We start from the raw sequence: 25640 nt of genomic DNA, 5'->3' as shown, positions 1-25640 counted from the left end.
AGTTCATATATTTTAGTATATACCACCGGCTCGATTTTTAGCCAAAAAAGCTATAGCCGCTTTTCTCTTCGTCACGTTCATCATAAACTCTGGATTCCTTCGGCGACAAAGACGCCTGTATAGAGGAAAACAGAAGATTAAATATAATCGTAAAATCCTTGTCGGCTGGAACTATAACATCGGCACGCTTTCCAGACGGATTCACGTGGTCATCGTTTTCGGGTTTGAGCAACTTCATATACTCATCGATCACGAGGTCAAGTTCCCTCTTTTCAGATTGGCTTTTTATATGGTTACTCAGACAAATATCGTTTGCCGTATCTATAAACAGGCGAATATTAAATGTTTTCTGCAAGTTCTCATCGAGAAACAAGCGGTTTCCAACGACCAAAACGATACTATCTTCATCCTGTTTCCTGATATGAGCTGCAAGGTCGGGAAAGTCCACAAGAGTCCTCTTCGTGACATCGTGAAGAAACTCATTCTCATCAATCAAAATTGTTGACAAGCTGCTTTCTTTCTCCGTTACAAACTCATATAAATCTTCTGCAAACGTCCTGATGGGAGATCCATAAGCACCGCAAATGGCAATAACGTACATAATAAAACCCTGATGATTTAATTTTGCGCATAATAATCGTGGTTCATTAGGAAGTCAAAAAGATTTTATAAACTCACTACAAGTAAAACAGGATTTTTCCTGTTTGCTTTATCAGGCAAGATCATACAATTTTGTATTAATATAATATTTCAAGTACACAAATTGTGTCTTTCCCGCGCAGGCGGGAATCCATTTTCAATACAACACCTCACTTCGTTTGATGAAAGGGGATCCCCGCCTGCGCGGGGACGACACAACATGGATTCCAATGAAGCAAAGCATACGGTTGCTCTGTTTGTTTTATAAACAGGTATTGATTTCACCTTAAGATACGTATATCCTTTCGCCTTTGTGGAGAGGTGGCCGAGCGGTCGAAGGCGCACGCCTGGAAAGTGTGTATACGGCAACGTATCGAGGGTTCGAATCCCTCTCTCTCCGCCAACATCAAATCCTGAATTCCTCCTTTCGACTTCGAGCACCAATTAGTTTATTTTTTAATCACTTTTATGTATAATACACCACTCTTATTTGATTTATAAATTCTCATAGTTGTACACATGCCTGCTCAAATCAAAATTATCAATGAGGTTAACCGTTTTTTAAGTCAGGAAGACGCCCCGATTCTTCTGAATACCGAAGGGATCTGTGCCGGATTGGCGGTTGTTTATATTAAATACCGACTGGAAGGCAAAAAAGACGAGTTTTTCAGGTTATGCCGGCAATTAGCATCACTTCCCCCTCATTATAAATTTAGCGAGGGCGATAAGCTGGCTCTGTTTATCCGCGACATTGAAATCGCGTTTAATACCACGAAATACACCAAGGGCAAAGCATATCAGGGCGAACTGGAAAATCAGGTTTTTATCGACGGCAAACCCATTAAAAGGGAATTCGATATCGGCCTCGTGGAAAGCAAGGAACAATGGGCAAAGATTTTTGCACAAATGAGTAACGAAGGCCGCTCTTACTACATTCAATCACCCAATCATGCCATCGCGGTTACCTGTGTTAACGGCCAATATGAGATATATGATCCTAATTATGATGAAGATCAAGACGTTGCCGACGAGGATGATAAATCCAATATAAAACTATTCTCCACAGCGACAGACCTGATAGATGAACTGGCCAGGCAATTTGGATATTGCAAAAATAATCTGGCAGGTTTTTCAATCCACGCCTATGCGCACCCTGATGATCGGCAAAAAACCAGCTACCCTGATAAAAAAGCTATTTTTGCAACCAGTTTAAATGGCGCGCAAGCCTTCCAACGCAAACTTTCAATGCGTAACGACAACCGGAATTATAACAGTTTCAATTTTGCATGCGATGCCCGGGACGTTGAAACCATCCATTACATTGTGGAAAAGGACAGCAGCCTGACTCAGCAAGAACTCCTTCCCTTACTGCTTCGGGAAGCCAACAACGCCATTGTCTGGGAACAATACCGCAAAAGCGACAAAAGCGGAAAACGGCTCTTTCTCAGCAGCGCGTTATATGCAGGAAATCAATCTTTATTCATCAGGATGTTATCCGACTACCAGGACTTGATAAAACATTCCTCGTATGAACAGCATGTGTTTAAAAATTATCTTACCGAAGAATTTTATTTTCTGGTCATCGCATCCAAAGCTTACGGCAGCCCTTCCTTTAAGCAGGTATTGGATCTTTATCACGAATACGGCATTGATTTGTCCGGACTACCATTATCCATTATTAACACGATTGTTACAGAACTCACCAGAACAGGTAGCCAGGAAGCATTACAACTATTTGCCGATCATATGCCATTGCTGTCAGAAGCCACCATCAGACTGGCCGTAGAAACGGCTGTGCTGGAAGACCGGCACGGCGCATTAACCTTCTGGCTGGAAAAACTCCCGGAAATGCCGCTCAAAAATAATTATCTGAGCAAGTTAATCCTTCAAAAATCGTCTCTCTACAGTTTTGAATTGCTTTTAAAAAAAGGGTTTAACATCCACTCCACGTCCCTGCGGGAACTGTTAAAACGAAAAAATCCCGAATTTTTTGAATTATGGCTGGCATACCATACCGATTCCTGTTGGGTTGAATTCGTCAAAAAGATGCGCTCAGGCAATCTGGAAGACAGGATTGATTTATTCCAAAAAAAGGAAGGGCTGAGCGCTTTTCAGATTTTAACCAGATATCAGCTAAATGACGTGATCCGCGACAACTGGCGGACTTTGCACTCAGAACCCCTTGACGACGACGCCCTACTTTTTGCCTGTGAATGCTCAAACAAGGACATGGTCGCCTTTCTTACGGAAAAAGGCTATGTCATTTCCACCGAGCCTCAACTACGCTTGTTGCAGCAGGCCGTGGAAGTCAATGATTGCGACCAAATCACCGCCATTTTAACCAGCTCTATCCGATGTGACGAGTTTTTCACCAAAGAAAATGAAAAATTGATTGGAAATCTTATAAAACGAGGCCATTATCAGTTTATTACCCGAAACTGGCACGCTATAGAGCCGGAGCAACAAAAAAAATACCTGGGCTTCGCCCTTCACTACGACAACCAATCGCTTTATAAAAGCGTCATCAACGATGCACACGGTAAATCTTTTTGTATGGCCTATATCCAGGAGCAATTGGCGGCCATCAAAAAAAATCGCCCAGCCCGCTTGATAATGGACAAGATTATAAAGCTGTCTGACGCCCTTGATGAAATAAGTTTCAATCAGTTATTCACGGAAGAAACCAGCACTTACCGTAGTAAAATCAGCGAACATATTCCCGGGGAAAACTTAGAAGAAGATACCCTGTTTTATCAGGAGACTCGTAAGGAAATCGCTCATCTGGTGACGCTTCACCATTATAGTCTTAGCCGACAGTATCTGCGTTTCGCCGATCGAATTAAATTTTTTGCACCACTGACGCTTGAAGAACAATACCGTACTTTTACCAGGACGTATCGTCAAGCAGGTTCGATTGCGCATTTGCTCCACCAATACCCTGCTGTTGCCAAAAATCAAGCCATTTACTTTCGTTTGGAAAATGATAAGGAATACGGCTTGCTGGCCTTGTTACTCGCAGAAGAAAGATGCCTTGATCCGGAAATCTACCGACAATTATTGCATCACGCCGTAGAAAGAGAGGATGAAAAAATTATCGCAATACTGCGCGATTACATCGATATCGCCCACAAGCCGGAAGGATTGCCTCTTTACAAAGCGCTTGCACAGGGAAACATTGCGGGAAGCATTTTCTTGCTCCGCCATGGTGCTTCCTATGTTGGACGATCCCCCCTGGCCCAAAAGCTTTTATGGACTGCCGTTCAACAAGACGACGTCGCTCTTTTGAAAACCGCGTTACAGAATCCCGGGTTTAAAGAATTTTTTTATCAACAGTTTGAGGGCAATTCAGAACTGATATTCAAACTCGGCAAGCCGGCTGTGGTTCTTTTTATATCCGAGATGGTATTTCGGGATCAGGATTTTCCATCCTATCTTCACTGCGCCCTGGCTGCCGATGACCTGGATCTCTTTAGAAAATTGCAATCCCAACCGCAGTTTATCAAGCTGGATAAAAAAGAATTATTTCATCAGGCTTGCGCCAGTAAAGCCCTGAATATCGCCAATGAAGTGCTGGCTACCCCGCTTCGGTTTGATGATCAGAAAGCGCTTCACCAAAAACTCGATCAATTATTTGACGGACTGGAAGCCCGGGCCATTTACGAAAAGGTGTATAAAGAAAAAAAACTGGTTCGCCTGTATGAGTTTGTTAAGCGGGAAAAATACCGTCCCTTTGCATCCCTGCACGCCTCTATTGAAGAATTTATTTTTGATCCCCGCCTTTCCAGAATATCACTGGCCCAAACCAGCTCCGGCGTGTTAAGAAACCGCTTAATTGCCAATGCGCTGGATGAAGCCGATCATGAGGTTCTCAAAGCGCTTTACGAACAATCGGAAAGCAAACCGGAACTGAATATTGATCTGTTTGCAGAAAACCTTGCGAAACCACTGGTTCTCCGGGTCTTGCTGGAACACTATCCTCTTGATCAAGTGTTAGCCGCGGCTCTTGAACATCACCAGTGGCCAACCATCGTAGCCTTGTTAAAAGATAGCCATACAAAAGACATTGATGAGGAGTTACTGCGCACGCTGCAACAACAGGATCAGGCTATCATGGACGCGCTGATCGAGGACGCCATGAACCATTTACAAGACGATCCGCGCCATCAATTGAACACCCTGTTATGCAAGAATTGTCCATTGGCCTTGAGTGTCATTTTAGCCGGAAAAAAACCGATCATCGAGCAAACCATCATGGCTGTGCAGAATCACATGGTCAAATCGGGTATTGATTTAAAAAGACATTTCTATGACTTTGAACTTTATTACAGCCTTCTCAACGATTTTCAAAACACAGTTGCCGAGTTTTTAGACACCTTCGGGAAGCAACCCCTGACAAAGATTATCCTAGACGGATCCACACGCAGGAAACTGATTAACCTTCGTGACACACTGCAAACCTGGCAGTTATCAACGGGCGATGTGGACAGTAGCGGACAATTACCGCTCTTGTTTGATATTCTGGACAAGTATACCACCGAACCGGAGCAATTTGAGGCATGGTGTCTTGAAGAGTCCGGCAAACAGGAGCCGAGCGACTGTGACGATGAAATACAGCCGGAAACCACGGATAAGGATGAACGGCACTCGATTATTGAACCGAATGAGGAACAACCCGTTGCCATGCCCGCCCCAAAGCCATCGGCCAAAAAAGCGTTGACTGGCCATATTACCGACTATCAAAGTACCCGTGAGAAAGGCGGCAAAACTCATCATATCCTTCCTTTTTTTCAATACACCCGGGAAGATAAACTCGAAGCGGTTCAACGTTTACAAGGCGCATTGTCAGACGATCCGAAAGATATCAGGATGATTCGCAAAAGGGATCGCGGCGCGCTTAACAATGGCCTTCTGGGACGCACGATCACACAATTTCTTAAAGACAACCCTTCGTTGGCTTTGGAATCAGGCTCTACTGACGCATTGATTTCAGTCAACTCACTCATCGATGATTTAAACAGGCATAACGTCGATCATATTATTCAGGCTCTGATCAACGACATTCTTGATTACAGGAAAACACGAGAGGATGATATACGAGACACGTATCATTTTTTTGCCGCCGCACAATTCACCAAAACGGATAAATGTCAGGCTGCCGAGCATCTGGTTGCCTTGCTTCAATGTAAAGAAAACCATTTCCTAACGCCCCGGGATATTAAAGCGTTGCAACAAGGGACGCTGGGCAATACGGTATGCCGGTTTATTAAGGAATACAGTCTCGAATTAACCAGGGCTTACGAATCTGACAAACCAATAAAAAACTTAAACGATTTAATTACAGCCTGTGACAATCGAATCAATCACCAAAGCAACGGTAATAATCAGGCCAATAATCCGCAGAAACAACCAATAGGAAATAACGCCTATCATTTTTAAAAAATAATTCTTGCGTTCCAGCACGTTTTCTTATAAAAATTTGTTTTTTTGCTGCAAATCATTTTAAAAAATATGGACAATATATAAAATTATTGTACAATTCTCCAGCCATTAACCTTAAGTGAGATCAAACAGTCCGTGACCACCCATATCAAACCCAATCATGCGCCCATTAACGATGGCGGCTACCGGCGCGGACTAAAGGATCGGCATGTGCAGTTGATAGCACTCGGCGGTATCATTGGATCAGGCTATTTTCTCGGAACCGGTGAAATAGTCAGCCAGGTTGGGCCTGCCGTATTTCTGGCTTATATTCTGGGTGGGCTGATTATTTACCTAACCATGCTCTGCATGGGCGAACTGGCGGTCGCCATTCCCATTTCAGGCTCGTTTATAACCTACACCTCCGAATTTATTTCTCCCTCCATTGCCTGCGGTGTAGGATGGTCTTACTGGATCAGCTGGGTCGCCTATATACCGGCCGAGTGCATCGCCGGCGGCATTATTATGCAGCATTTTACCGGCATCAACGGATATGTCTGGGCGGTATGTTTTGGTCTTTTAATTACCTATATCAATATTGCCAAGGTAGGTACTTTCGGTGAAATCGAATTCTGGCTGGCCATCATTAAAATAGCCGCCCTCATGGGATTCGTCGCATTGTCCCTGATCATTTTTTTTGGACTCGTTCATGGCCCGCAACCTCCCGGTATTGTTGGCGGTAAATTTATTTTCGATCAGGGCGGCTTGTTCCCCAACGGCTACCTGGTCTTGTTAACCGCCATGGTTCTTCTGCTGGTGAATTACCAGGGATCGGAAATCATCGGCCTGGCCGCCGGGGAATCCATTGACCCGGCCCGCATGATCCCTCGAGCCATCCGCAACGTCACCTTCCGCATCCTGTTTATTTATATTATCCCTATTTTTTGCCTGGTTTTGATTTTCCCCTGGCAAAAAGCGGGATTAGCGAACTCCGTATTCGCCGACGCGCTTAATTTTTATGGTTTAAACTGGGCGGGGACGGTTACCAGCCTGGTGACGCTTACAGCGACCCTTTCCTGTTCCAATTCCGGCGTCTACGGCATCGTTCGTTCCTTAAATGCGCTGGCACGAAACGGCATGGCTCCACACCGCCTGGGCAAATTAAACCGCAACGCCGTACCGCAAAACGCGGGTATTGTCACCTTGATTGCTATCTGGCTATTGCTGGCCGCAGGTTATTTCTTTGGTCAATCCATGTTATATATCGCGTTATTGCTTGTTTCCGGATTTACCGGCGCAACCGCATGGATCTCCTTATGCTGGGCACAGATCAATTTTCGCAAACGATTATACAAGGCCGGTTATACAACGGATGACCTGCGTTACAAAACGCCGGGTTCTCCCTATACCGGCATTGTCGCCATTGTTTTAATGGTTATCTGCCTGGCGTTTCTCCTTCTAAACCGGGATCCCTCTTATAAAATCGCCTTTGCCATGGGATTAGCCAGCTTTATAGTGCCCATCATCATTTATAAACTGGGTGGATTTCATAAAAAACGGCTTATGGCTCTGGAGTTGAATAAACACGTCCAGTTCAAAGACATCTTCCCGGATCGCGGCAACGTCTGATCCGGGTAACAACGCCTATCCGACCTGATACACTTGCCCGGTCTGCAGCCCTTCCACACTCTTGCTGTAAGCAAGCGCCACTCTGGCAGCGCTGACCGGCTCAAACCCTCTGAAATAAGGCGCGTAATTATCCATCGCCTCAGTCACTACCGTTGGGCTCACACAATTAATACGCAATTTATTGGGCATTTCGATCGCAGCCGCTACCACAAACGAGTCTATCGCCCCATTGACCATGGAGGCGGAACTGCCGTAACGAATCGGATCACGGGACAGGATACCGCTAGTCAAGGTAAACGAACCACCCTCATTCAGATATTGCTGGCCGATTAATACCACATTAACCTGTCCCATGAGCTTGTTTTGCAACCCTGTTTGATAAGTCTCTTCACTCATGGCAGTCAAATCGTCAAAATGCACCTTACCGGTTGCCAACACGACCGCATCAATCCGGCTCGTTTTTTTAAACATCGCCTCAATAGATTTCCTGTCGGTGATATCCACCTCAATATCCCCGCCACTACGACTGGCTTGAACAAGATCATGCCGGGCACCCAACTCCTTTACCACGGCCTGGCCAATCACGCCTGTAGCTCCTATCACAATGATTTTCATAATAAACACGTCTCCCGGGTAATTTTGTATTGTACGACTCCAAATCCATAAAAACAGATCAGATCAAGGTGGTCAACTCTTTCTGGCAGCGATACTCGCCAGTCTGGATATACCATAAATGCCGGTAATACGTCTTTTCGGACAGCAGCTCATCATGGGTACCCTGCTCGATAATAGCACCCTTATCCAGTACATAAATCCTGTCTGCGTTGGTCACGGTGGACAGGCGATGCGCGATGATGATCGTCGTTTTATTATGTGAAATGGTGGCTAACGCCTGTTGTATGGCCAGCTCCGTATCGTTATCAACGGCGGAGGTAGCCTCGTCCAGAATTAAAATCGGCGCGTCTTTCAAAACAGCACGGGCAATGGCTATCCGCTGCTTTTGTCCTCCCGACAAATAATTGCCGCGCTGGCCGACAGAAGAGTCATACCCCTCAGGAAGCTGGGAAATAAACTTATCGGCCCCCGCAATCATGGCAGCGTGGCGAATTTCATCCGGTGACGCGTTCTGCTTCGCGTAGGCGATGTTATCGGCGATAGTACCTTCAAAGAGAAAAATATCCTGGCTGACCAGGGCAATATGATGACGCCATTCCTCAAGATTAAAATCATTGATACGGTCACCATTCCATAAAATATCCCCTTGCGAGTGCTGATAAAACCGGCATAATAATTTAATCAAAGTACTCTTGCCTGATCCGGACTCGCCGACAAACGCAACCGTCTGACATGGTTTGATATCGAGATTAAATGCCGTAAATACCGGTTGTGACGCTCCGGGGTAGGTAAAACCCAAATCCACCATGACCAGGCCGTCGGATTGTTCCGTATGAGGCTCAACAACCGTTGTAAGTTGCGATTGTCCGCTTTCATTTTTCCAGATCAGCAAATTCAAAGCCCTGGTCGTAGACGCCATGGCGCGTTGAAAATTAACGGTTACATCAGCCAGCGTACTGAACGGCCATAACAGTCGCTGTGAAAGAAAAATCAGCAAACTAAAAACCCCGACATTCATGGTGCCCTGAATGGTTTTATAACCGCCAATGAGCAAGGTAAACAAAAATCCGGTTAAAATCATAATCCGAATCACCGGGGTTACCATGGAACTGATGACGATGGTTTCCCGGTTGGCGTTTTGATAATCAAGACTGATTTTTTCAATACGTTTCGCCTCAAACGCCTCGGCCGTATAACTTTTAATGGTCATTAAACCGGTTAAATTGGTCGACAAAGCCGATGAAATATCGGCCGCCTTCTTGCGCACATTTAAAAATTTCGGTTCCAGCTTGTGTTGAAAATAAAAAGCGCCCAGCAAAATAAACGGTACCGGTAAAATGGCAAATACCGTGATGAGCGGCGAACAAATAAAGAAAATAATGCCAATGAGCACGGTAGAGGAAAAAATCTGAATGATTTGATTAATACCATCCTCTAAAAACCGTTCCAGTTGATTGATATCATCATTAATGATGGAAATTAACTGGCCGACGGCCGTATTATCAATATCTTCCATACGCGCGGACTGAATATGCCGGTAAGTTTCCATACGCAAACGATGTTCCACAGACTGCGCAAGATTTCGCCACTGCACGCTGTATAAATACTGAAATACCGACTCCAGACACCAGGCGATAAAAGTCATAATGCCTAACATGGCCAGCTGAAACATCATATTGGGATTTGCAAACAGCTTGGCCATCCAGGACGCCTTGCGGTTTACCACAACGTCCACGGCCGCTCCAATCAATACTTCCGGGAAAATATCAAATAACTTGTTTAAAACGGAAAAAAGGATAGCCGCCATATATTGACGCCGGTCTCCTTTCATATAGCTTAACAACCGTAACAACGGATAGCGTGATGTTTCCAGGTATGCTTCTTTATTCATTAATTCAGACTTGGTTAATTTATTACTTCAAGACGGGTATTGAATTCCGGTACAAGGCTCTTTAACAACACATAAAGTTCATCGTTGTTATGCGTGTGGCACGCCTCGTTTAACAAACGAAACGTTTGCAGCAATTCACGCCATTCAAGACGACGCACCCTGGCCTTGAATAATTTTTCATGCTCCGTATGAGTCAATTGCTCGGAAACATGAAACAGCTCTTCAAACAATTTTTCACCCGGCCGCAACCCCGTGTACTTGATTTCAATATCTTTTCCGGGTTCCTTGCCGGCCAGTCGAATCATCTGTTCGGCGAGATAACTGATTTTGATAGGTTCTCCCATATCCAGCACAAATATTTCGCCGCCATAGCCATTAACCATAGCCTGAAGGATTAATTGGCACGCTTCCGGAATGGTCATGAAATAACGCTGGATATCCGGATGCGTCACCGTCAACGGCCCGCCCATCCGCATTTGCTTTTGAAACAACGGCACCACACTGCCGGCTGATCCAAGCACATTGCCAAAGCGAACGGTGATAAACTGGGTGCTCACCCGATCATTGAGGTTCTGGCAGTAAATTTCAGCAACACGCTTGGTCGTTCCCATCACGTTGGTCGGATTCACGGCCTTGTCGGATGAAATCAGAACAAATTTTTCCGCACCCGCTTCCGCGCTGGCCTGAGCCACCACCTGCGTTCCGATAATGTTATTAAGTACCGCGACCCGGATCTGATCTTCCAGCATCGGCACGTGTTTGTAGGCTGCGGCATGAAAAACCAGTTCCGGCTTGAATTGGTGGAAGATAAAATCAATGGCCACGTCATCGGTGACTGAAATCAGGCGATACTGCTGCGGGATCGCAGGAAAACCGGCCGTTAACTCGTATTCAATTTTATACAAATTGTATTCCGAATTATCGATGATTAATAATTGCTCCGGCTGCAACGCGATGATTTGACGACAAAGTTCCTTGCCAATCGAACCCCCGCCTCCGGTCACAATAACGCGTTTTCCCTCTATGGAACGAGCTATCCTGTCCCATTCCAGCTGCACCTGATCACGCCCGAGTAAATCTTCAATGCTCACCTCGCGCAGAGCGTTCACTTCAACCCGGCCGGCAATCAGGGAAGAAAGGCTGGGCAGAGTGCGGAAAGGAATTTTTGAATTGGTGCAATAATGGACAATACGGCGCATGGTCGCCGAACGCGCGGAAGGGATAGCAATGAATATTAAATCAATCTGGTGCGTAACGACCAGATGACTCAGATCCCTGGTGGCTCCCAACACTCGAACGCCGTGTATTTCCATGCCGCGTTTACGAGGATTGTCGTCAACCAGTCCAACCGGAAAATAATTATGTGTCCGTTTAAGATCACGGACCAGACTTTCCCCGGCGTGTCCCGCTCCAATGACCAACACCCGCCTGGACTCTCCGGTTGTCCACTCCTCTCGCCCGTTACGATCACGGTAAAGACGCATGAACATCCGGCCGCTGCACAACAACGTGACCAGATTCAACGCGTACAAAGGCAGCACCGATCGCGGAATATGTTGAATCAGGGAAGTCAGATAAAGCGGGGGTATTACCAGCAGCGTTGCCGCCGCCGTCGCCTTGATGATCCTCATCACATCATTAATGGAGGTAAACCGCCATAAACCACGATACACCTTGAAATAATAAAAACTGCCCAGCTGGACGAAAATCAAAATAAACAGGGAGGCCAGCGAGTAATTGGACATTAAATTGGCCGGGAAAGGTTGCATGTTATAACGCAACCAGTATGCAAAATACCAGGCTACAGGGATCGCGGCCGCGTCAAACAGCAGAGATGGTAATTTTTTATATAGTTTTAAAAAAAAACTGCCCAGTCTTGGCATCATCAACAAAATCCTTGCAAGCGAAATCGCTTTTATGAACCGATACTCTGTTCACCCGCTCTCCGTCAAGCGTTCATTGCAAAAGAGTCCGGGGTAAAAAAACAATAGTACTACAGCTTTACCGCGATGGGGTATAAATTTCATATTGATAGAATGAACGTCTGTCCCCGGTCTTAAAGGACGCTTGCAGTCTATATGCCTGATTTTTTATTAATTTATGATGCAAACAACGATCCGTAGGCGTATAAATTGTTTTTTTATTTTCTACCAGAGCCGTTAAAATAATAACGTCCGGCTTTTCAGCAAGTATCTGCTCGCAAAATAACAAATAGCGGTTTGCTTCGGGCAAGGTAACCATTTTTTTATTATTCAGACAATAGGAATCAATATAACGGTGTGAACCAAGGTAAGGAATCATGCCGCTATCCGCCAGCAAAATGTCATGACTGGCAGGGATATTATCATGAAGCCACCGGGCAACCTCTGTTCTGAGCGTCTCCCCCGCCCTGGGATTTTCCGTAAAAAAACGAAATCCCGCCAAACCGGTTTTGGGAATGAAGAAAAAAGACACCCAGAACACGGCAAGAGCCATGGCAAACGTATACACAGGCCCTTTTTCAGCGATAAATTTGCACACCAGTCCGTTAAGGCCGGCCACTGACAAGGGCAGCAATAAAAGAAACGCCGGTAAAAACAGGCGATTGGCAAAAGCCACTACCGAATCCGCACCAATCAGTAATAGCAGGTAAACAACACTGGGCAACCAGAAATAATAATGACGTCTGCCCGCACTGCGCAAAATGGCGGGCAAGGTCAGCAACAGGAATGGCCAGGCCAGTTGTAAATACTCTATGTCCAGAACAAAACGATCCCCGCTGCCAAATCCCTTGCAATAAACCGGGTTTGGCAATAAATATCCATAGTAATGCCAACGCCATAAAAAATAAGGCAGAAACAACACTGCAAACACCAAACCGCTTACCCATACCTCAAGCGAAGCTGAGCGCTTGGACACCGGTGACGAATCAAACAGCGCCACACCATAAAAAACCGCAACGACAGCCGGCGCTTCCGGTCTGGTCAAGGCAGCGAGAAAAAAGAGGAAACCCGCCGATATCGCATAACGACGTTGAGAAGCCCTTCTGCCTGACGGAACAAAACGATATCCGACACCCATTAACAGGCACAAGAGCCCCATAGCGAGAAACGCCTGGTAAACGGTGGTCTCCAAACCGCTCACCGACCAGATAATTTCACCGTTGTACAACAGCAGCCACAAACAGGGAATAAAGGCGAGCCAGACGGAAACCCATAGCCGTGACAGGAAATACAGGGCACCGGTTGCAAAAACCAGGCCGACAACACCCATGGATTTAAGTACAATAACCGGATCAAGGCCAATACGTATGGCGGCTGCCGCAATGATCAGAAAACTGAAATTGGAATAGCCTTCGACGGGTTCCTCACCGATATTCCATAATAGTCCGTCACCATGTGCCCAGTTTCTGGCATAACGCAAGGTAATATACATATCGTCGATGGTAAAATCCCAAATCGCCGCCACCTGCAAAATCAGAAGATACCCGAAAGCAAGTGCCAGTAACGAGATAAAAAACCAGTGCTTCCTCATTTAAGCACAGCCACAACGGTTAAGGATAAAAAGCATATTAAATTAAGCCGCGATAAATTATCCTGAAAAAACAACGATACCGGGTCATCATTATCGCCATCCCGCATTGCCAGCCTTGTAAAACGCCATAAACCGATCGCCGCAAACGGCAACGTTAATAAAAAATAGAACGATTCATCTCGAACAACAATAGTATAAAGCAGATACGTGCCAAAACAGGCAAATGCGGAACAGGCAATCAAGAGATCCAAAACGCTTGTTGAATATTTTTTAAGAACCACCCTGGTTTCATATTTCAAACCAAGCTGTTTTTCCATCCGTCTTTTACATAAGGCAATAAAAAAGCTGACCAGTGTGGCCGTTATTGTCAACCACCATGAGATAGGCAGGCCAATACCTATGGTTCCGGCAAGTACGCGCAGCATAAAACCGCTGGCTATGCAAACGACGTCCCATATCGGCCAGTTTTTCAAAAAATGATTATAGGCGAGATTGATCAGCAGATAGACGGCGAGAATAAGAGCCAACGTGCGTGAAACGAACCAGGCTGTCACCAGACCACCTGCCAGCAGCACGATCAAAGTGCCTACAGCCATATCCAAAGACACGTTACCGCTGGCCAATGGCCGCAACCGTTTTTGCGGGTGTCGCCTGTCCTCTTCCAGATCCTGAATGTCGTTGTAAATATAAACCGCGCTGGATATCAGACAAAAAGCCAGCGCGGCAATCAGGGCCGCCACCCAAAATCGATAATCGGGAGCGCCTGCGTAAATGACACCAAGAAGTACAAAAGCAGCCTTGCTCCAATGGGAAACTCTCAGCAACCGGACAATATACTTAATCGAAGACATGAATCCACGAACCGATAAAAATAAGTTAGTGTTCACTATATCATTTGTTTTTCAAGAGGTTAAACAGGTAATACCACGAAAGGCCGTAAATGCAACAATTTAGTAAAAATTAATCAATCAACGTTGCATTTAACCATCGAACCCGTAATATAAAAGTTCAGGATAATCATTTATACGGATATGAGGTGTGCGCCATGATCTATTATATATTACCCGACAACTTTCCGGACGAGATAGAAGAACTGTATAATCTTTATGCAGAAAAAACAGGGATCGATCTTGAAAAAGCGTCCAGGGAAAAAGCTCAACCTTACCGGATCAGTTGTTTTTTTGGTGCCAAAGATATCAATTCACGTGACAAGCAAATCAGTTTTCTAAAAAAAATGCTCGCCGCCATCAGTCCTTCCCTGTCAAAAGACAAGGTGTTTGCCACACCGGAAGCCAAAGACAAACACGTTGGCGCCCTGCGGGTGCTATTAGCCGCCGTGCTTTATATCAAATCCGGTATCGCGGCGAACTACATGGTGCGCTCCGAGGAAGCCTCTGTTTTGGAAACGCTGCTGAATCAGGCTCTGGCACTGGGCAAGAACAATGTCCTTAATGAAGATACCCGAAAAAGTGCGTTATTCTCCGCCCAGCGGTTCATTTCCGGCAGCGATAAACTGGAGGAAATCAACAAATATCTTTCCGATAAATTGACGGAACAGGAATGGCATGAATTTTCAACGTTCATCACCAGGGAATGTTGCAAAATTGATGAAAAAAAACGGGACTCGCATCCAGTGGCATCCGTGATGCAGCCGGCTTTTGGCGCTGTCGGAGAAATTACGGGGTATTCAGCCGGATTCATATTAGGAGACATGATCACCAAATCAAGCGAGCTTCTCCCGGCCAAAGTCGCACTTTCCGCCGCCGTCGGCAGTACGCTTATTTATTTCTCATCTCCAATGGGTGTCATGCTGGTGGCCCCCACCATTGCAAGCAAATTACTTGATGTGTTTGGAGGCGTTTCCATGGCCTACGTCATGGGCTATCTCATGCGCAAACTTGGTGAAGGTGCGGGCTACGGACTTGGCTGGACACTGGAATCCATCTGCTCCCTGATGTACCAGGCCGGATCATTAATTGTCACAATGGCCCAAGGAGAACAGGCTCCGGCCCAGTTGACCGGTTTTAATCTTGTTACCGGCCAACGTATTGTCAATGGCTTGCCTGTAGAATTACATCCGACGGATATGATTAAAATGGATCCCAAAGATCTGATGCTTCCAACTTCAGCAATTGCAGTGAAATTAGTGGAATTCGATTTAACGTCCTTTACCATTGAAGTGGACGGGGAAAAACAGACGTTTCCCTACAACCCGGTCACAACGGATGAAAAGAAAAAAATACCCTATTTTGATGAGTTGGAACAAGTGTTGCGCAAGGCTTTTCCAACCCCGTTAATCCCGGAGGAAACCAGGGTCAATCCGGATTCTCATGGCGAGCTTGAACAAACCGCCACATCCCTTACCTTGTAACCACGGCAACGCCCGGCCTGAAATCCTGTGGCGCATTGCCACATGAGGTAATAACTCCCCAGCACGTCGGGCAAGGCGCCCGGCGTACGTTCCTACAAGGAGCCGTGCAACCCAACCAACTCCCGTACCACGCTCGTCGCGTAGCTTCCCGGCGGCAACTCAAAACACAGCGTCACGACCTCATCGCCCTGCCAGTCCCAAACCAAATCCTTTACCGGCAAAACCAGGGGCCGGCAGGCACGCTCCAGTTTGTGGCGCTCAAGCCCGTCGCGCCAGGACTGGTATTGACCAAATACCTTTTCCTGTAACGCCAGACTCTCAAGGCTTGCCCGCTCCCGGCCCTTGCCCCACAAGGGTGCTGTTGGGGAAATATCAAAGGATCGCACCCGTTCTTCAATTTGCGCATCCACCTCGTCAAGGGCAAACACACTATGGGTGCCGGCTAACTGCATCACATCACCGGCTATGGCCTGATTCCATAACTTATGCTCGACGCGCTCAGACAACAGCCGGTTAAATAAAAACGAACGTGCCGCCGAATAATAAAGCCCGCGCAGGAAGGGATTTTTGACCTTGTAATCCGTGGTCAGCAAGCGAAAGGCTTTCTCCAGATTCTGACCGTTATTGCCGAATCGCTGCGGCCCGAAATAATTGGGCACACCGCTTTTTTTGATGGCCGTAAGGCGAGATTCAACCTCGGCTGGCTCATTCATATCACGTATCACAACGGTAAACGCGTTGCCGGCAAGGGCGCCGGTTTTGAGCTTTTTATTATGGCGCCTGTTTTCAAGAACCCGCCATCCATCTCCCTGCAGGCTGTCCACACCATCAATGTGTTCTCCGGGGCAATGGACACTCAACCATTGCCGGGTCACCGCCTGCCTGTCCTTGAGACCGGCGTACGCTACCATTTTTTCCGGCTTGCCCAGTTGGCGGGCTACGGCTTTTTGTAACTCTTCCGTATTTAATCCTGTTTTTTCAATATAAAGGAACTGGTGTTCACCCTCCCCTGTTAATTCAAACCCCAGTCTTTCATAAACCCGAAAATCTTCAGGCGTTGCCTTGATTGTGCCCGAAGAGGAAGGCTCTCCGTAGGCATAGGCATCATTTAAATAATCAAACATAAAATCTATCGTGTACAGGAAGCCTGGTATTGTTGATGAAATCAACGGATTTTACAAGCAGGAAAAACGGCCGATGTACCAGGTTCTGCGCCCTTACAAACTTTGTCGCCCGATTTTCTGTAGCCCGTCATGAAGGCGAAGCCGAAATGCGGGATAATGATAACCCGGTTATTCACCTGTTCTCCTGACACAATATTGGAACATGATCCCCGCAATACGGCCAGAGGCCTCCTTACGGGCTACAATTATATTTGAGCTACCAACAGGAGACCTCTGGCCGTATTTGCGGGATCCGTCAGATCGATGAACAAGCATACCCATCAACAAACGCATCTGAAGGATTGTCAACGCGTTGCTTGCCTTTACAGTCTTTTGGAAAGAATCCGTCTCTATAGGAGGCAGAAGAAACCTCGTTGGTTTTCAGCCATATTTGTTCCCATAATGCCTCATTAAGCCCCCGGGCATTAACGAGCTCCGGATCGTCGTGATCGCAGGACAACATAAAGCGCGGTGATTTTTTTAAAAACGTCTCAAAGTCCCTGATAAATTGCCACGCGTCAAAATGATGCTCTATCCCTTTCAGGAACTCAAACGCTTTTATATGTCCTTGCTTGGCGGCTTTTTTGAGCCATTCCACGGCTATATCCGTATCAGGCCTGATAAATCCCGTAAAACCTTTTAAATAAAAATAACCCAGATTATATTGAGCCTGGGCCAGATTCATGTCAGCCGCCTTTTCAAGACAGGCTATCGCTTCATCAAAGTCCCGCTCGCAACCCTCCCCAAATAAATAAAGCCAGGACAGATTATAGAGCGCTTTAGCGCTTTCCTTCTCCGAGGCTTGCTTGAAACATTCCCAGGCCTGTTTCTGATTGATATCCGTACGTCGGCCGTGGTAATAACTAACCCCCAGAAGCGTTTGGACATCGCTGCGACGCCCATCATCCCAACCGGCAATTTTTTCCAGGTAGTAACACGCGTCACCGTACCACTTAAGTCGGCAATAAATCCGTCCTATGTTATAGAGCGCTTCCCCTACCTTCGTAGAATTGCAAACAGCCGTATCAATATCCGGATCCGGATCTTGCTCCGGATCCAGGTCATGATACGGATCCAGGCCTTTATACAAATTCAGTTCCCGCAAGAGACTATCCCGTTGGTTCTCCTGTGCCCTTTTCTCAAAACAAGCAGTATTACCAGCTATTTCCCTTGCTATGCCGCTGGTCTCTATAAATATATTTTGATATCCGAGTCGGGCTTCTTTGATGGCTTCAAGCTGCGTGGGCAGCAGACTAAATAAATCATCACGACTTAACTCAATATTAGAATTCATGGTTACGCTAAACACTCGAAACAAATCATAAGGCTTGTAGTGTCTCCAGGCATTATTGGATAAGTTACAGTATTTGATCTTTTTAAATATTCGAAGCGTATCTAACAATCCAGCAAGTGGTTTTTCACCCAGGTTATTATGGCTTAAATCAAGCCTTCGCACTGTACGGGAGCACTCGTCATTCCAGATAAATATTCTATGTAAAATTGAGTAGAGAGTATCAATGGCGAAATCGTTATGCGATAAATCAATCTTGCTAATGTCTGAATGACACATTAGAAAAGCATCAATGGCTTCCAAATCAACCGGTTCATCACCAGTCACCCTAATTCTACCTATTTTTTCATAATCCCTAATGTGATGGGTTATCCTGGTCGGCATGATAAATCTTCCAGAAAAAACAGATTGCCATCCTATAGCATAATCAGGTGGCGTTCAATGAGTCATACGGGGTTAGCGGAATCAATGAAATGATGCGTCACATCAAAACGCTCAACCAGATGTTCAGCCAGCGCCTGGATGCCAAAACGCTCCGTTGCGTGGTGGCCGCAGGCGAAATAATGAATACCCAGTTCCATGGCCTGATAGTACGTCCGCTCGGAAACCTCGCCGCTTAAGTAGGCGTCAACACCCAATTGATGGGCATCGACAATAAAATCCTGGGCTCCGCCGCTACACCAGGCGACCCGTTTTATCAAACGATCACTGCCCTCAAGCAGCAAGGGGGTTCGACCCAATGCCGTTTGTATGTGCTCGGCAAACCCGGCGGCCGATTTATTTTCCGCCAGCTCACCGGCCCAGAGCAGATCAGCGGTGTTGCCCACGATATGGCGGGACATATTTTTTATGTTGAGACGTTTGCCCAGTTCGGCGTTGTTGCCGAATTGGGGATGACAATCAAGCGGCAGGTGGTAAGCCAGCAAATTCATGTCATGCGCCATCAACCGGCCTATCCGTACCCGTTTCATACCGGTCAGCACAGGGGCTTCGCCGCGCCAGAAAAAGCCATGGTGAACCAGAAGCGCGTCGGCTTTCTTAAAGGCCGCTTCCTCGATCGCTTTGGCAGAAGCCGTCACCGCCGTACAAAGGTGGCGTATTGCTTCCTTACCTTCAACCTGCAACCCGTTTGGCGCATAATCAGTGAAATTATCGCAACCGAGCAATGCGGCAAGATAGGCAACCAGTTCATCGCGTTTTATCACCTTGACGACGCTCTTCGGATGTCGGCACCCAGCATGGATAATTTCTCTTCAATACGTTCGTAGCCGCGGTCCACATGATAGATGCGCTCGACAAACGTCTCACCTTCCGCGGCAAGACCGGCCAGAATAAGACTGGCGGACGCCCGTAAATCGGTAGCCATCACCGGCGCGCCGGTTAAATGTTCCACGCCGTTGATCATGGCGGAATTGCCATTTAAACGAATCTGCGCACCCATGCGCTGCAATTCCTGCACGTGCATAAAGCGGTTTTCAAAAATAGTTTCGATCACTGAGGACGCGCCATCGGCAATCGTGTTTAACGCCATAAACTGCGCCTGCATGTCCGTCGGAAACGCGGGGTAAGGCGCGGTGGAAATGTTCACCGCCTGGGGACGCAGACCGTGCATATCAAGGGTGATCCAATCCTCGCCAATAGTCAGTTCGGCGCCGGCTTCCTCAAATTTGCACAGCATGGACAACAGGTTGTCCGGCTTTACCCGACGTACCGTCACCCGGCCCCGGGTTATCGCCCCGGCCGTCAGGTAGGTTCCCGCTTCAATGCGATCCGGCATTACCGCGTAATTGCCGCCGGTTAGTGATTCCACGCCTTCCACCTCAATCGTAGGCGTACCCGCGCCAATGATTTTAGCCCCCATCTGGGTGAGGAAGTTGGCCAAATCGACCACTTCGGGTTCCCGCGCCGCATTCTTGATAATCGTTTTGCCTTCGGCCAGCACAGCGGCCATCAGCACGTTTTCCGTACCGGTCACGGTCACGGTGTCAAACACCAACGGTTTACCAACCAGTCGTCCTCGCCGGCAGCGCGCCTTGATGTAGCCGTTTTTAACACTGATCTCGGCACCCATGGCTTTCAATGCCTTTAAATGAAGATCCACCGGGCGCGTGCCAATCGCACAGCCGCCCGGCAGCGACACGTCGGCGCGGCCAAAACGGGCGAGCAGCGGCCCTAATACCAGAATGGAAGCCCGCATGGTCTTGACCAGTTCATAGGGGGCTACAAACTCATTCACCTGACTGGCGTCCACCTGCACGTTCATTTTTTCATCCACTATGAGATGCGCGCCCAATTGCCCCAGGAGCTCCATCATCGTGGTCACGTCTTTCAAATGCGGCACGTTGGCTATAGTGACATTATCATTAGCCAGCAACGTGGCAGCCATGATCGGCAAGGCCGAGTTTTTCGCACCGGAAATGATCACTTCCCCGTTTAGCGCCTTACCGCCGTTAATGACTAACTTATCCATGCTGCTTCCCCCATTCTTCTTTTGTCCAGGTTTTCATACTTAACGCATGCAGACTTCCCGTTGTAATATGGTCTTTCAGTTGCGCGTACACCCACTGCTGCCGGGCTACTCTGGATTTTCCGGCAAACAGATCGGAGACAATGGTCAACTGATAGTGATAACCATCGCCGTCGACCTTCACGAGCTCAACACCGGAGATAGCGGCCAATTGTTTTTCCAGTTCTTCATTACTTACCATACTGCACACTCATTCCAATTCGGTTCATCATTTCAGGTCAGCAGAATATCCTGCACTCTGCAAAATTCCGCCAGCGATTGAATAGCCGGGGTTATACCGGTTATCCGGCAGGTTTTGTTATGGTCCCTGCCCAGTCTTTTCGATTCTATTAACAAGGCCAGTCCGGCGCTGTCGCATTGCGTCACCTCACTGAGATCAATTACAATCTCACCGCCCTCGACGCGCCTGCAAAAATCGGATAAACGCACCCGATCCGCCTCGGCGTTGACAAAGGTCATGGCACTGGCCGGTTTGAATACAGGCGTACTCATCAGGCAGCCTTCTGAGCGCGTTGCTGCATTTGCCGGATCAATTCCTGCATATTGGAATTTTGCAGAGCCTGGGCAAACTGGGAACGGAAACTTTGTAACAGACTGACGCCCTCTACGCTTAAATCATAAATCTTCCATTGCCCGTTTTTGGAAACCAGGCTGTAGCTCAACGGAATATTTTTACCATTAGGACGCACAATCACACTGTTAACCCGCAGAAAGCGGTTGTTTAACGAACCCCTTATAGGTAAAAATTTGATGGTTTCATTGGTGTATTCGGCCAAAGGGGTTGCGTAGGTACGAATGACCAGACTGGTGAACGCCTGCGAAAACTGCTTTCGTTCGCTAGCGGACGCTTTCATCCAGGCCTGACGCCCCAGAACGGATCGGGACATGCCGGCCACATCCACCTTGGGCAGCAGATAACGCTCGACGGCCTGATAAATCACCTGGGGATTTTTCCGCAGCGTGGCTTTATTCTGCTCTAAAGCAGCCAATATTTGATTGGCGGTAGTCTGCAACATGGGGATTGGGGATGATTGCGCCCACACCATCTGAGTCATGACCATCGTCAACGTAACCAGTAGTAATCGTATTGTTTTCATCATTCACCTTATTTTTTAATATTGAACAGCAATTGCCCTATTAAATTTTCAAGAATAATCGCTTCCTGGGTTTTGGCGATCACATCGCCCTCACGCAGATAAGGATGCTGTCCATTATCGCCGTCTTCAAATCCGGGTACGATACTGATGTAATTGGAACCAAGCAACCCCTCCGTCAAAATCCGGGCCGAAGCGTCCTCGTAAGGTATTTTCTTGTCGCCGCGCAGACGCATCGTCACCTTGGCGTTTAACTCGCCGGTTTGTAATTCGATTTTCGTCACCTCGCCAATCTTGACACCGGCCACGGTCACGGGAGCCCGCACCTTCAATCCGCCGATATCGGCAAAATCCGCGGAAACAAAATAACCTTTCGTGGATGTCAGATCAGACACACCGCTGACTTTCAGAATCATAACGGCCAGGGCCAGCAAACCCAGCACCATAAAAAAACCAACGCTGATATCAATATAACGTTGTTTGTTCATTATTTACCAACCTCCAATCATCATTGCCGTCAATAAAAAATCAAGCCCTAAAACGGCCAGCGACGAATACACCACCGTTCGGGTTGTGGCCTGACTGATACCCTCAGCAGTAGGAACACAACTAAATCCCTGAAACACTGCTATCCATACGACAACAAAAGCAAATACGACACTTTTTACAATGCCGCTCATGACATCCAGGTGAAAATTAACGGAAGCCTGCATGTTCGACCAGAAGCTGCCCACATCGACCCCTAACCATTCCACTCCGATGAAATACCCCCCGTAAACGGCCACGGCGGAAAAAATCAGCGACAGCAACGGCAGGGAAATCAAACCGGCCAGAAAACGGGGATAAACCACCCGCCCCAGCGGATCCACGCCCATCATATCCATACTGGCCAACTGTTCCGTCGCTTTCATCAGGCCGATTTCGGCGGTCAGGGCGGAGCCGGCTCGTCCCGCAAATAACAGCGCGGTGATCACCGGCCCAAGCTCGCGGGCAATACTTAAGGCCAGTAATTGCCCCAGTTGACTCTCGGCGCCGAATTTTTCCAGCGTGTTATAGCCTTGCAAACCAACCACCATACCAATGAACAAGGCCGACACGACAATAATCAGGCAAGACAGCACGCCGACAAAATAAAGCTGTGTGCGTAGCGCAGGCCACAGTCTGGCGACATCCGGATTTCTGACAAACATGCGCAACAGAAACACGCCCGAGCTTCCAATCCCTTGCAAGGTCTTTAATCCCCGCTCACCGAAACGGGCTATCATGTCAATCATTTAAGAGTTCCTCTGTATAAGGCCTTGCAGGGTAATGAAAGGGAACGGCGCCATCATCCTCACCGTGCATAAACTGCTTTACTCTCGGCTCCGTAGATTGTTTTAAAGCAAGAGGCGTGCCTTCTCCGATAACCTGGCCGCCGGCGATCAAATAGACATAATCGGCGATGGAACAGGTTTCCTCCACATCATGCGACACGATGATGGTCGTGGTACCAAGCAACTGGTTTAACCGCTTGATGAGACGTACCAGCACCCCCATGGAGATGGGATCCTGGCCGGTAAACGGTTCGTCATACATCATTAATTCCGGATCCAGGGCAATGGTTCGCGCCAGAGCGACACGGCGAAGCATTCCCCCGGATAATTCAGCCGGCATTAAGTGCGCGGCACCCCGGAGCCCCACCGCTTCGAGTTTCATCAACACGATATCCCGTAACATGGTTTCATGCAGTTTCGTATGTTCACGAAGCGGAAAAGCGACGTTTTCAAAGACCGACAGATGCGTAAACAGGGCACTGCTTTGAAAGAGCAAACCCATTTTTCGCCGGGCTTCAAAAAGCGCCTTGCGTGACAATTTATGAATATTTTTGCCGTCCACCAGAATTTGCCCGGATTCGGGATAGAGCTGGGCGCCAATCAAACGTAGCAACGTGGTCTTACCGCTGCCGCTTGGCCCCATAATCGCGGTAATCCGACCGCGTTTGACAGTCATATTGACCCGATCAAAGATGCGTCTTTCACCCCGCTCAAAGGTTAAGTCACTGATTTCGACAAGGTTTTCCGGCATGAAATAACTACCTGTTTGGCTAAGTAATTAATTATATACCCGAAGGTGGAAAATTTGCGAATTTTACACCGGAAAATCATCACCCTGTTTGCCGCGACTTGTTCACGGTATCCGGACGATGGTCAAACCAAAAGAATGATTAACTTGCTGTAGCCCGCCATGAAGGCGAAGCCGAAATGCGGGGATAACATTCACCCGGATATTCACTTGTTCTACTGGCATATTGCAACAGAAAACCCGCAATACGGCCGCAGGCCTCCTTGCGGGCTACTACTCTTTTGTAAAAAAATGGGGCAAAGAAAATTTTTTGCCCAGAACCTGTGTGTCACGACTTGTTCGCGGCATCCGGACGATAATCGAATTATAAAGAAGAATGAGGAACCATCGAAAGGTATAAAAAAACCGATTATTCTGCTAAACTAATGGTCGTTTTGATTCCAATTCCGAGAGTCTTATGAATTTTTGCAAGTTAGGTCTTGCTGTTATTGAGACGGAAGCACAAGCTGTGTTTGAGCTGTCTCAGCGTATTGACGAGCGGTTTGAAAAAGCATGTCGTTTATTGCTCGACTGCCCAGGAAGGGTTGTCGTAACCGGGATGGGAAAATCCGGTCATATCGGCAATAAAATTGCCGCGACACTGGCCAGCACCGGAACCCCCGCCTTTTTCATGCATCCGGGCGAAGCGTCCCATGGCGATTTGGGCATGATCACCCGCCAGGATGTGGTGATTGCCATTTCCAGCTCCGGCCATACTGATGAAATCATTACCTTGTTGCCCTTGCTTAAGCGGCTGGAAGTACCCGTGATCGCCTTGACCGGAAACCCCCAATCCGTTCTCGCCGCCACCGCCGACGTCCACCTGGACATCAGTGTTGAACAGGAAGCCTGCCCTCTCGGCCTTGCGCCGACCACCAGCACGACCGTGACCCTGGTGATGGGCGACGCCCTGGCCATCGCTTTGCTGCAGGCCCGGGGTTTCAGCGCGGAAGATTTCGCCCTGTCCCATCCCGGCGGCGCCCTCGGACGTCGTTTGCTGCTTAAAGTCGACGAATTATGCCACCAGGGCGACAACCTCCCGCTGGTTTCGGAACAAGCCACCATCCGCGAAGCCCTGATCGAAGTCACAGCAAAAAAACTGGGCATGACCTGTGTAATTGACGCCGCCGGCCAGCTGGTCGGCGTCTATACGGACGGCGACATCAGGCGGACATTAACGGAGAATTACGACATACACACGACCCCGCTGCACAGGGTCATGAGCAAGAACTGCAAAACCATCAATCCGGGTATGCTGGCGGCCGAGGCGCTGGCCATCATGCAAAAATTCAGCATCACTTCGGTGGTTATGGTCAATGATCGGAATCAACCCGTCGCCGTGGTTCATATACACGATTTGTTACAGGCAGGTATTATCTAGAGTGAGCG

The 25640-nt window shown here is 47.6% G+C and carries 20 protein-coding genes and 1 tRNA gene; 5 read left to right on the top strand and 16 right to left on the bottom strand.

Features of this window, described 5'->3' with window-relative positions; all coding sequences use genetic code 11:
* Window positions 1-37: 37 nt before the first annotated feature.
* Window positions 38-601, bottom strand: a complete 564-nt coding sequence (locus CKW05_RS05910; RefSeq protein ID WP_058482207.1) for a nucleoside/nucleotide kinase family protein — start codon at window positions 599-601, stop codon at window positions 38-40.
* A 353-nt stretch (window positions 602-954) separates the two neighbouring features.
* Between CKW05_RS05910 and CKW05_RS05905 the strand changes: the two genes are divergently transcribed.
* The 3 genes from CKW05_RS05905 (at window position 955) to CKW05_RS05895 (ending at window position 7686) form a co-directional block, all read left to right on the top strand.
* Window positions 955-1042: transfer RNA gene (locus CKW05_RS05905), tRNA-Ser, on the top strand.
* Between the two features lie 116 nt (window positions 1043-1158).
* Window positions 1159-6075, top strand: coding sequence for a hypothetical protein (locus CKW05_RS05900; protein WP_058482206.1), 4917 nt, complete (start codon window positions 1159-1161; stop codon window positions 6073-6075).
* A gap of 138 nt (window positions 6076-6213) precedes the next feature.
* Entirely contained in the window at window positions 6214-7686 is a 1473-nt protein-coding gene (locus CKW05_RS05895; protein ID WP_058482205.1) for an amino acid permease, read from the top strand.
* A 15-nt stretch (window positions 7687-7701) separates the two neighbouring features.
* On the opposite strand, the gene CKW05_RS05890 is transcribed toward CKW05_RS05895, so the two are convergent.
* From CKW05_RS05890 to CKW05_RS05870, 5 genes are all read right to left on the bottom strand, one after another.
* On the bottom strand, window positions 7702-8301 hold the full coding sequence (locus tag CKW05_RS05890) for a short chain dehydrogenase (RefSeq protein ID WP_058482204.1): 600 nt from the start codon (window positions 8299-8301) through the stop codon (window positions 7702-7704).
* A 58-nt stretch (window positions 8302-8359) separates the two neighbouring features.
* Window positions 8360-10192, bottom strand: a complete 1833-nt coding sequence (locus tag CKW05_RS05885; protein ID WP_058482203.1) for an ABC transporter ATP-binding protein — start codon at window positions 10190-10192, stop codon at window positions 8360-8362.
* A gap of 14 nt (window positions 10193-10206) precedes the next feature.
* The gene (locus CKW05_RS05880) at window positions 10207-12078 is read right to left on the bottom strand and encodes a polysaccharide biosynthesis protein (protein WP_058482202.1); all 1872 of its coding nucleotides are present in this window, start codon (window positions 12076-12078) and stop codon (window positions 10207-10209) included.
* A gap of 115 nt (window positions 12079-12193) precedes the next feature.
* The gene (locus CKW05_RS05875; protein ID WP_058482201.1) at window positions 12194-13705 is read right to left on the bottom strand and encodes a hypothetical protein; all 1512 of its coding nucleotides are present in this window, start codon (window positions 13703-13705) and stop codon (window positions 12194-12196) included.
* Entirely contained in the window at window positions 13702-14556 is an 855-nt protein-coding gene (locus tag CKW05_RS05870; protein WP_058482200.1) for a decaprenyl-phosphate phosphoribosyltransferase, read from the bottom strand. Before CKW05_RS05870 ends, CKW05_RS05875 begins: the two co-directional genes overlap by 4 nt.
* Before the next feature lie 194 nt (window positions 14557-14750).
* On the opposite strand from CKW05_RS05870, the gene CKW05_RS05865 reads away from it, so the two are divergent.
* Window positions 14751-16076, top strand: coding sequence for a hypothetical protein (locus CKW05_RS05865; protein ID WP_058482199.1), 1326 nt, complete (start codon window positions 14751-14753; stop codon window positions 16074-16076).
* A 92-nt stretch (window positions 16077-16168) separates the two neighbouring features.
* Here CKW05_RS05865 and truD read toward each other — a convergent pair whose 3' ends face one another.
* From truD to CKW05_RS05815, 10 genes are all read right to left on the bottom strand, one after another.
* Window positions 16169-17200 carry a tRNA pseudouridine(13) synthase TruD gene (gene truD / locus CKW05_RS05860; protein WP_058482198.1) on the bottom strand — a complete coding sequence of 344 codons (1032 nt, stop codon included), beginning with the start codon at window positions 17198-17200 and terminating at the stop codon, window positions 16169-16171.
* Between the two features lie 295 nt (window positions 17201-17495).
* Window positions 17496-18914, bottom strand: coding sequence for an SEL1-like repeat protein (locus CKW05_RS05855; protein ID WP_058482197.1), 1419 nt, complete (start codon window positions 18912-18914; stop codon window positions 17496-17498).
* Between the two features lie 62 nt (window positions 18915-18976).
* On the bottom strand, window positions 18977-19735 hold the full coding sequence (locus tag CKW05_RS05850) for a Nif3-like dinuclear metal center hexameric protein (protein ID WP_082642696.1): 759 nt from the start codon (window positions 19733-19735) through the stop codon (window positions 18977-18979).
* A complete protein-coding gene (murA, locus tag CKW05_RS05845; protein WP_058482196.1) occupies window positions 19732-21000 on the bottom strand; it encodes a UDP-N-acetylglucosamine 1-carboxyvinyltransferase in 1269 nt (422 codons plus the stop codon). Before murA ends, CKW05_RS05850 begins: the two co-directional genes overlap by 4 nt.
* Window positions 20993-21238: a BolA family protein gene (locus tag CKW05_RS05840; RefSeq protein ID WP_058482195.1), complete on the bottom strand. Its 246-nt coding sequence runs from the start codon at window positions 21236-21238 to the stop codon at window positions 20993-20995. Before CKW05_RS05840 ends, murA begins: the two co-directional genes overlap by 8 nt.
* A gap of 32 nt (window positions 21239-21270) precedes the next feature.
* Window positions 21271-21549 (bottom strand): STAS domain-containing protein, encoded by a 279-nt coding sequence (locus tag CKW05_RS05835; RefSeq protein WP_058482194.1) that lies wholly within the window; start codon window positions 21547-21549, stop codon window positions 21271-21273.
* Entirely contained in the window at window positions 21549-22154 is a 606-nt protein-coding gene (locus tag CKW05_RS05830) for an MlaC/ttg2D family ABC transporter substrate-binding protein (RefSeq protein ID WP_058482193.1), read from the bottom strand. Before CKW05_RS05830 ends, CKW05_RS05835 begins: the two co-directional genes overlap by 1 nt.
* An 8-nt stretch (window positions 22155-22162) precedes the next feature.
* Window positions 22163-22639: an outer membrane lipid asymmetry maintenance protein MlaD gene (gene mlaD, locus CKW05_RS05825; RefSeq protein WP_058482192.1), complete on the bottom strand. Its 477-nt coding sequence runs from the start codon at window positions 22637-22639 to the stop codon at window positions 22163-22165.
* Between the two features lie 3 nt (window positions 22640-22642).
* Window positions 22643-23425 carry a lipid asymmetry maintenance ABC transporter permease subunit MlaE gene (gene mlaE / locus CKW05_RS05820; protein ID WP_058482191.1) on the bottom strand — a complete coding sequence of 261 codons (783 nt, stop codon included), beginning with the start codon at window positions 23423-23425 and terminating at the stop codon, window positions 22643-22645.
* Window positions 23418-24215, bottom strand: coding sequence for an ATP-binding cassette domain-containing protein (locus CKW05_RS05815; RefSeq protein ID WP_058482190.1), 798 nt, complete (start codon window positions 24213-24215; stop codon window positions 23418-23420). Before CKW05_RS05815 ends, mlaE begins: the two co-directional genes overlap by 8 nt.
* 454 nt (window positions 24216-24669) lie before the next feature.
* Here CKW05_RS05815 and CKW05_RS05805 point away from each other — a divergent pair, with 454 nt between their 5' ends.
* Window positions 24670-25632 carry a KpsF/GutQ family sugar-phosphate isomerase gene (locus CKW05_RS05805; protein ID WP_058482188.1) on the top strand — a complete coding sequence of 321 codons (963 nt, stop codon included), beginning with the start codon at window positions 24670-24672 and terminating at the stop codon, window positions 25630-25632.
* Window positions 25633-25640: the final 8 nt, after the last annotated feature.

Source organism: Legionella spiritensis (assembly GCF_900186965.1).
Taxonomy (GTDB): domain Bacteria; phylum Pseudomonadota; class Gammaproteobacteria; order Legionellales; family Legionellaceae; genus Legionella_C; species Legionella_C spiritensis.
Note: the sequence above shows the minus strand (reverse complement) of the source record. Positions and strands in the feature narration are given on the sequence as shown.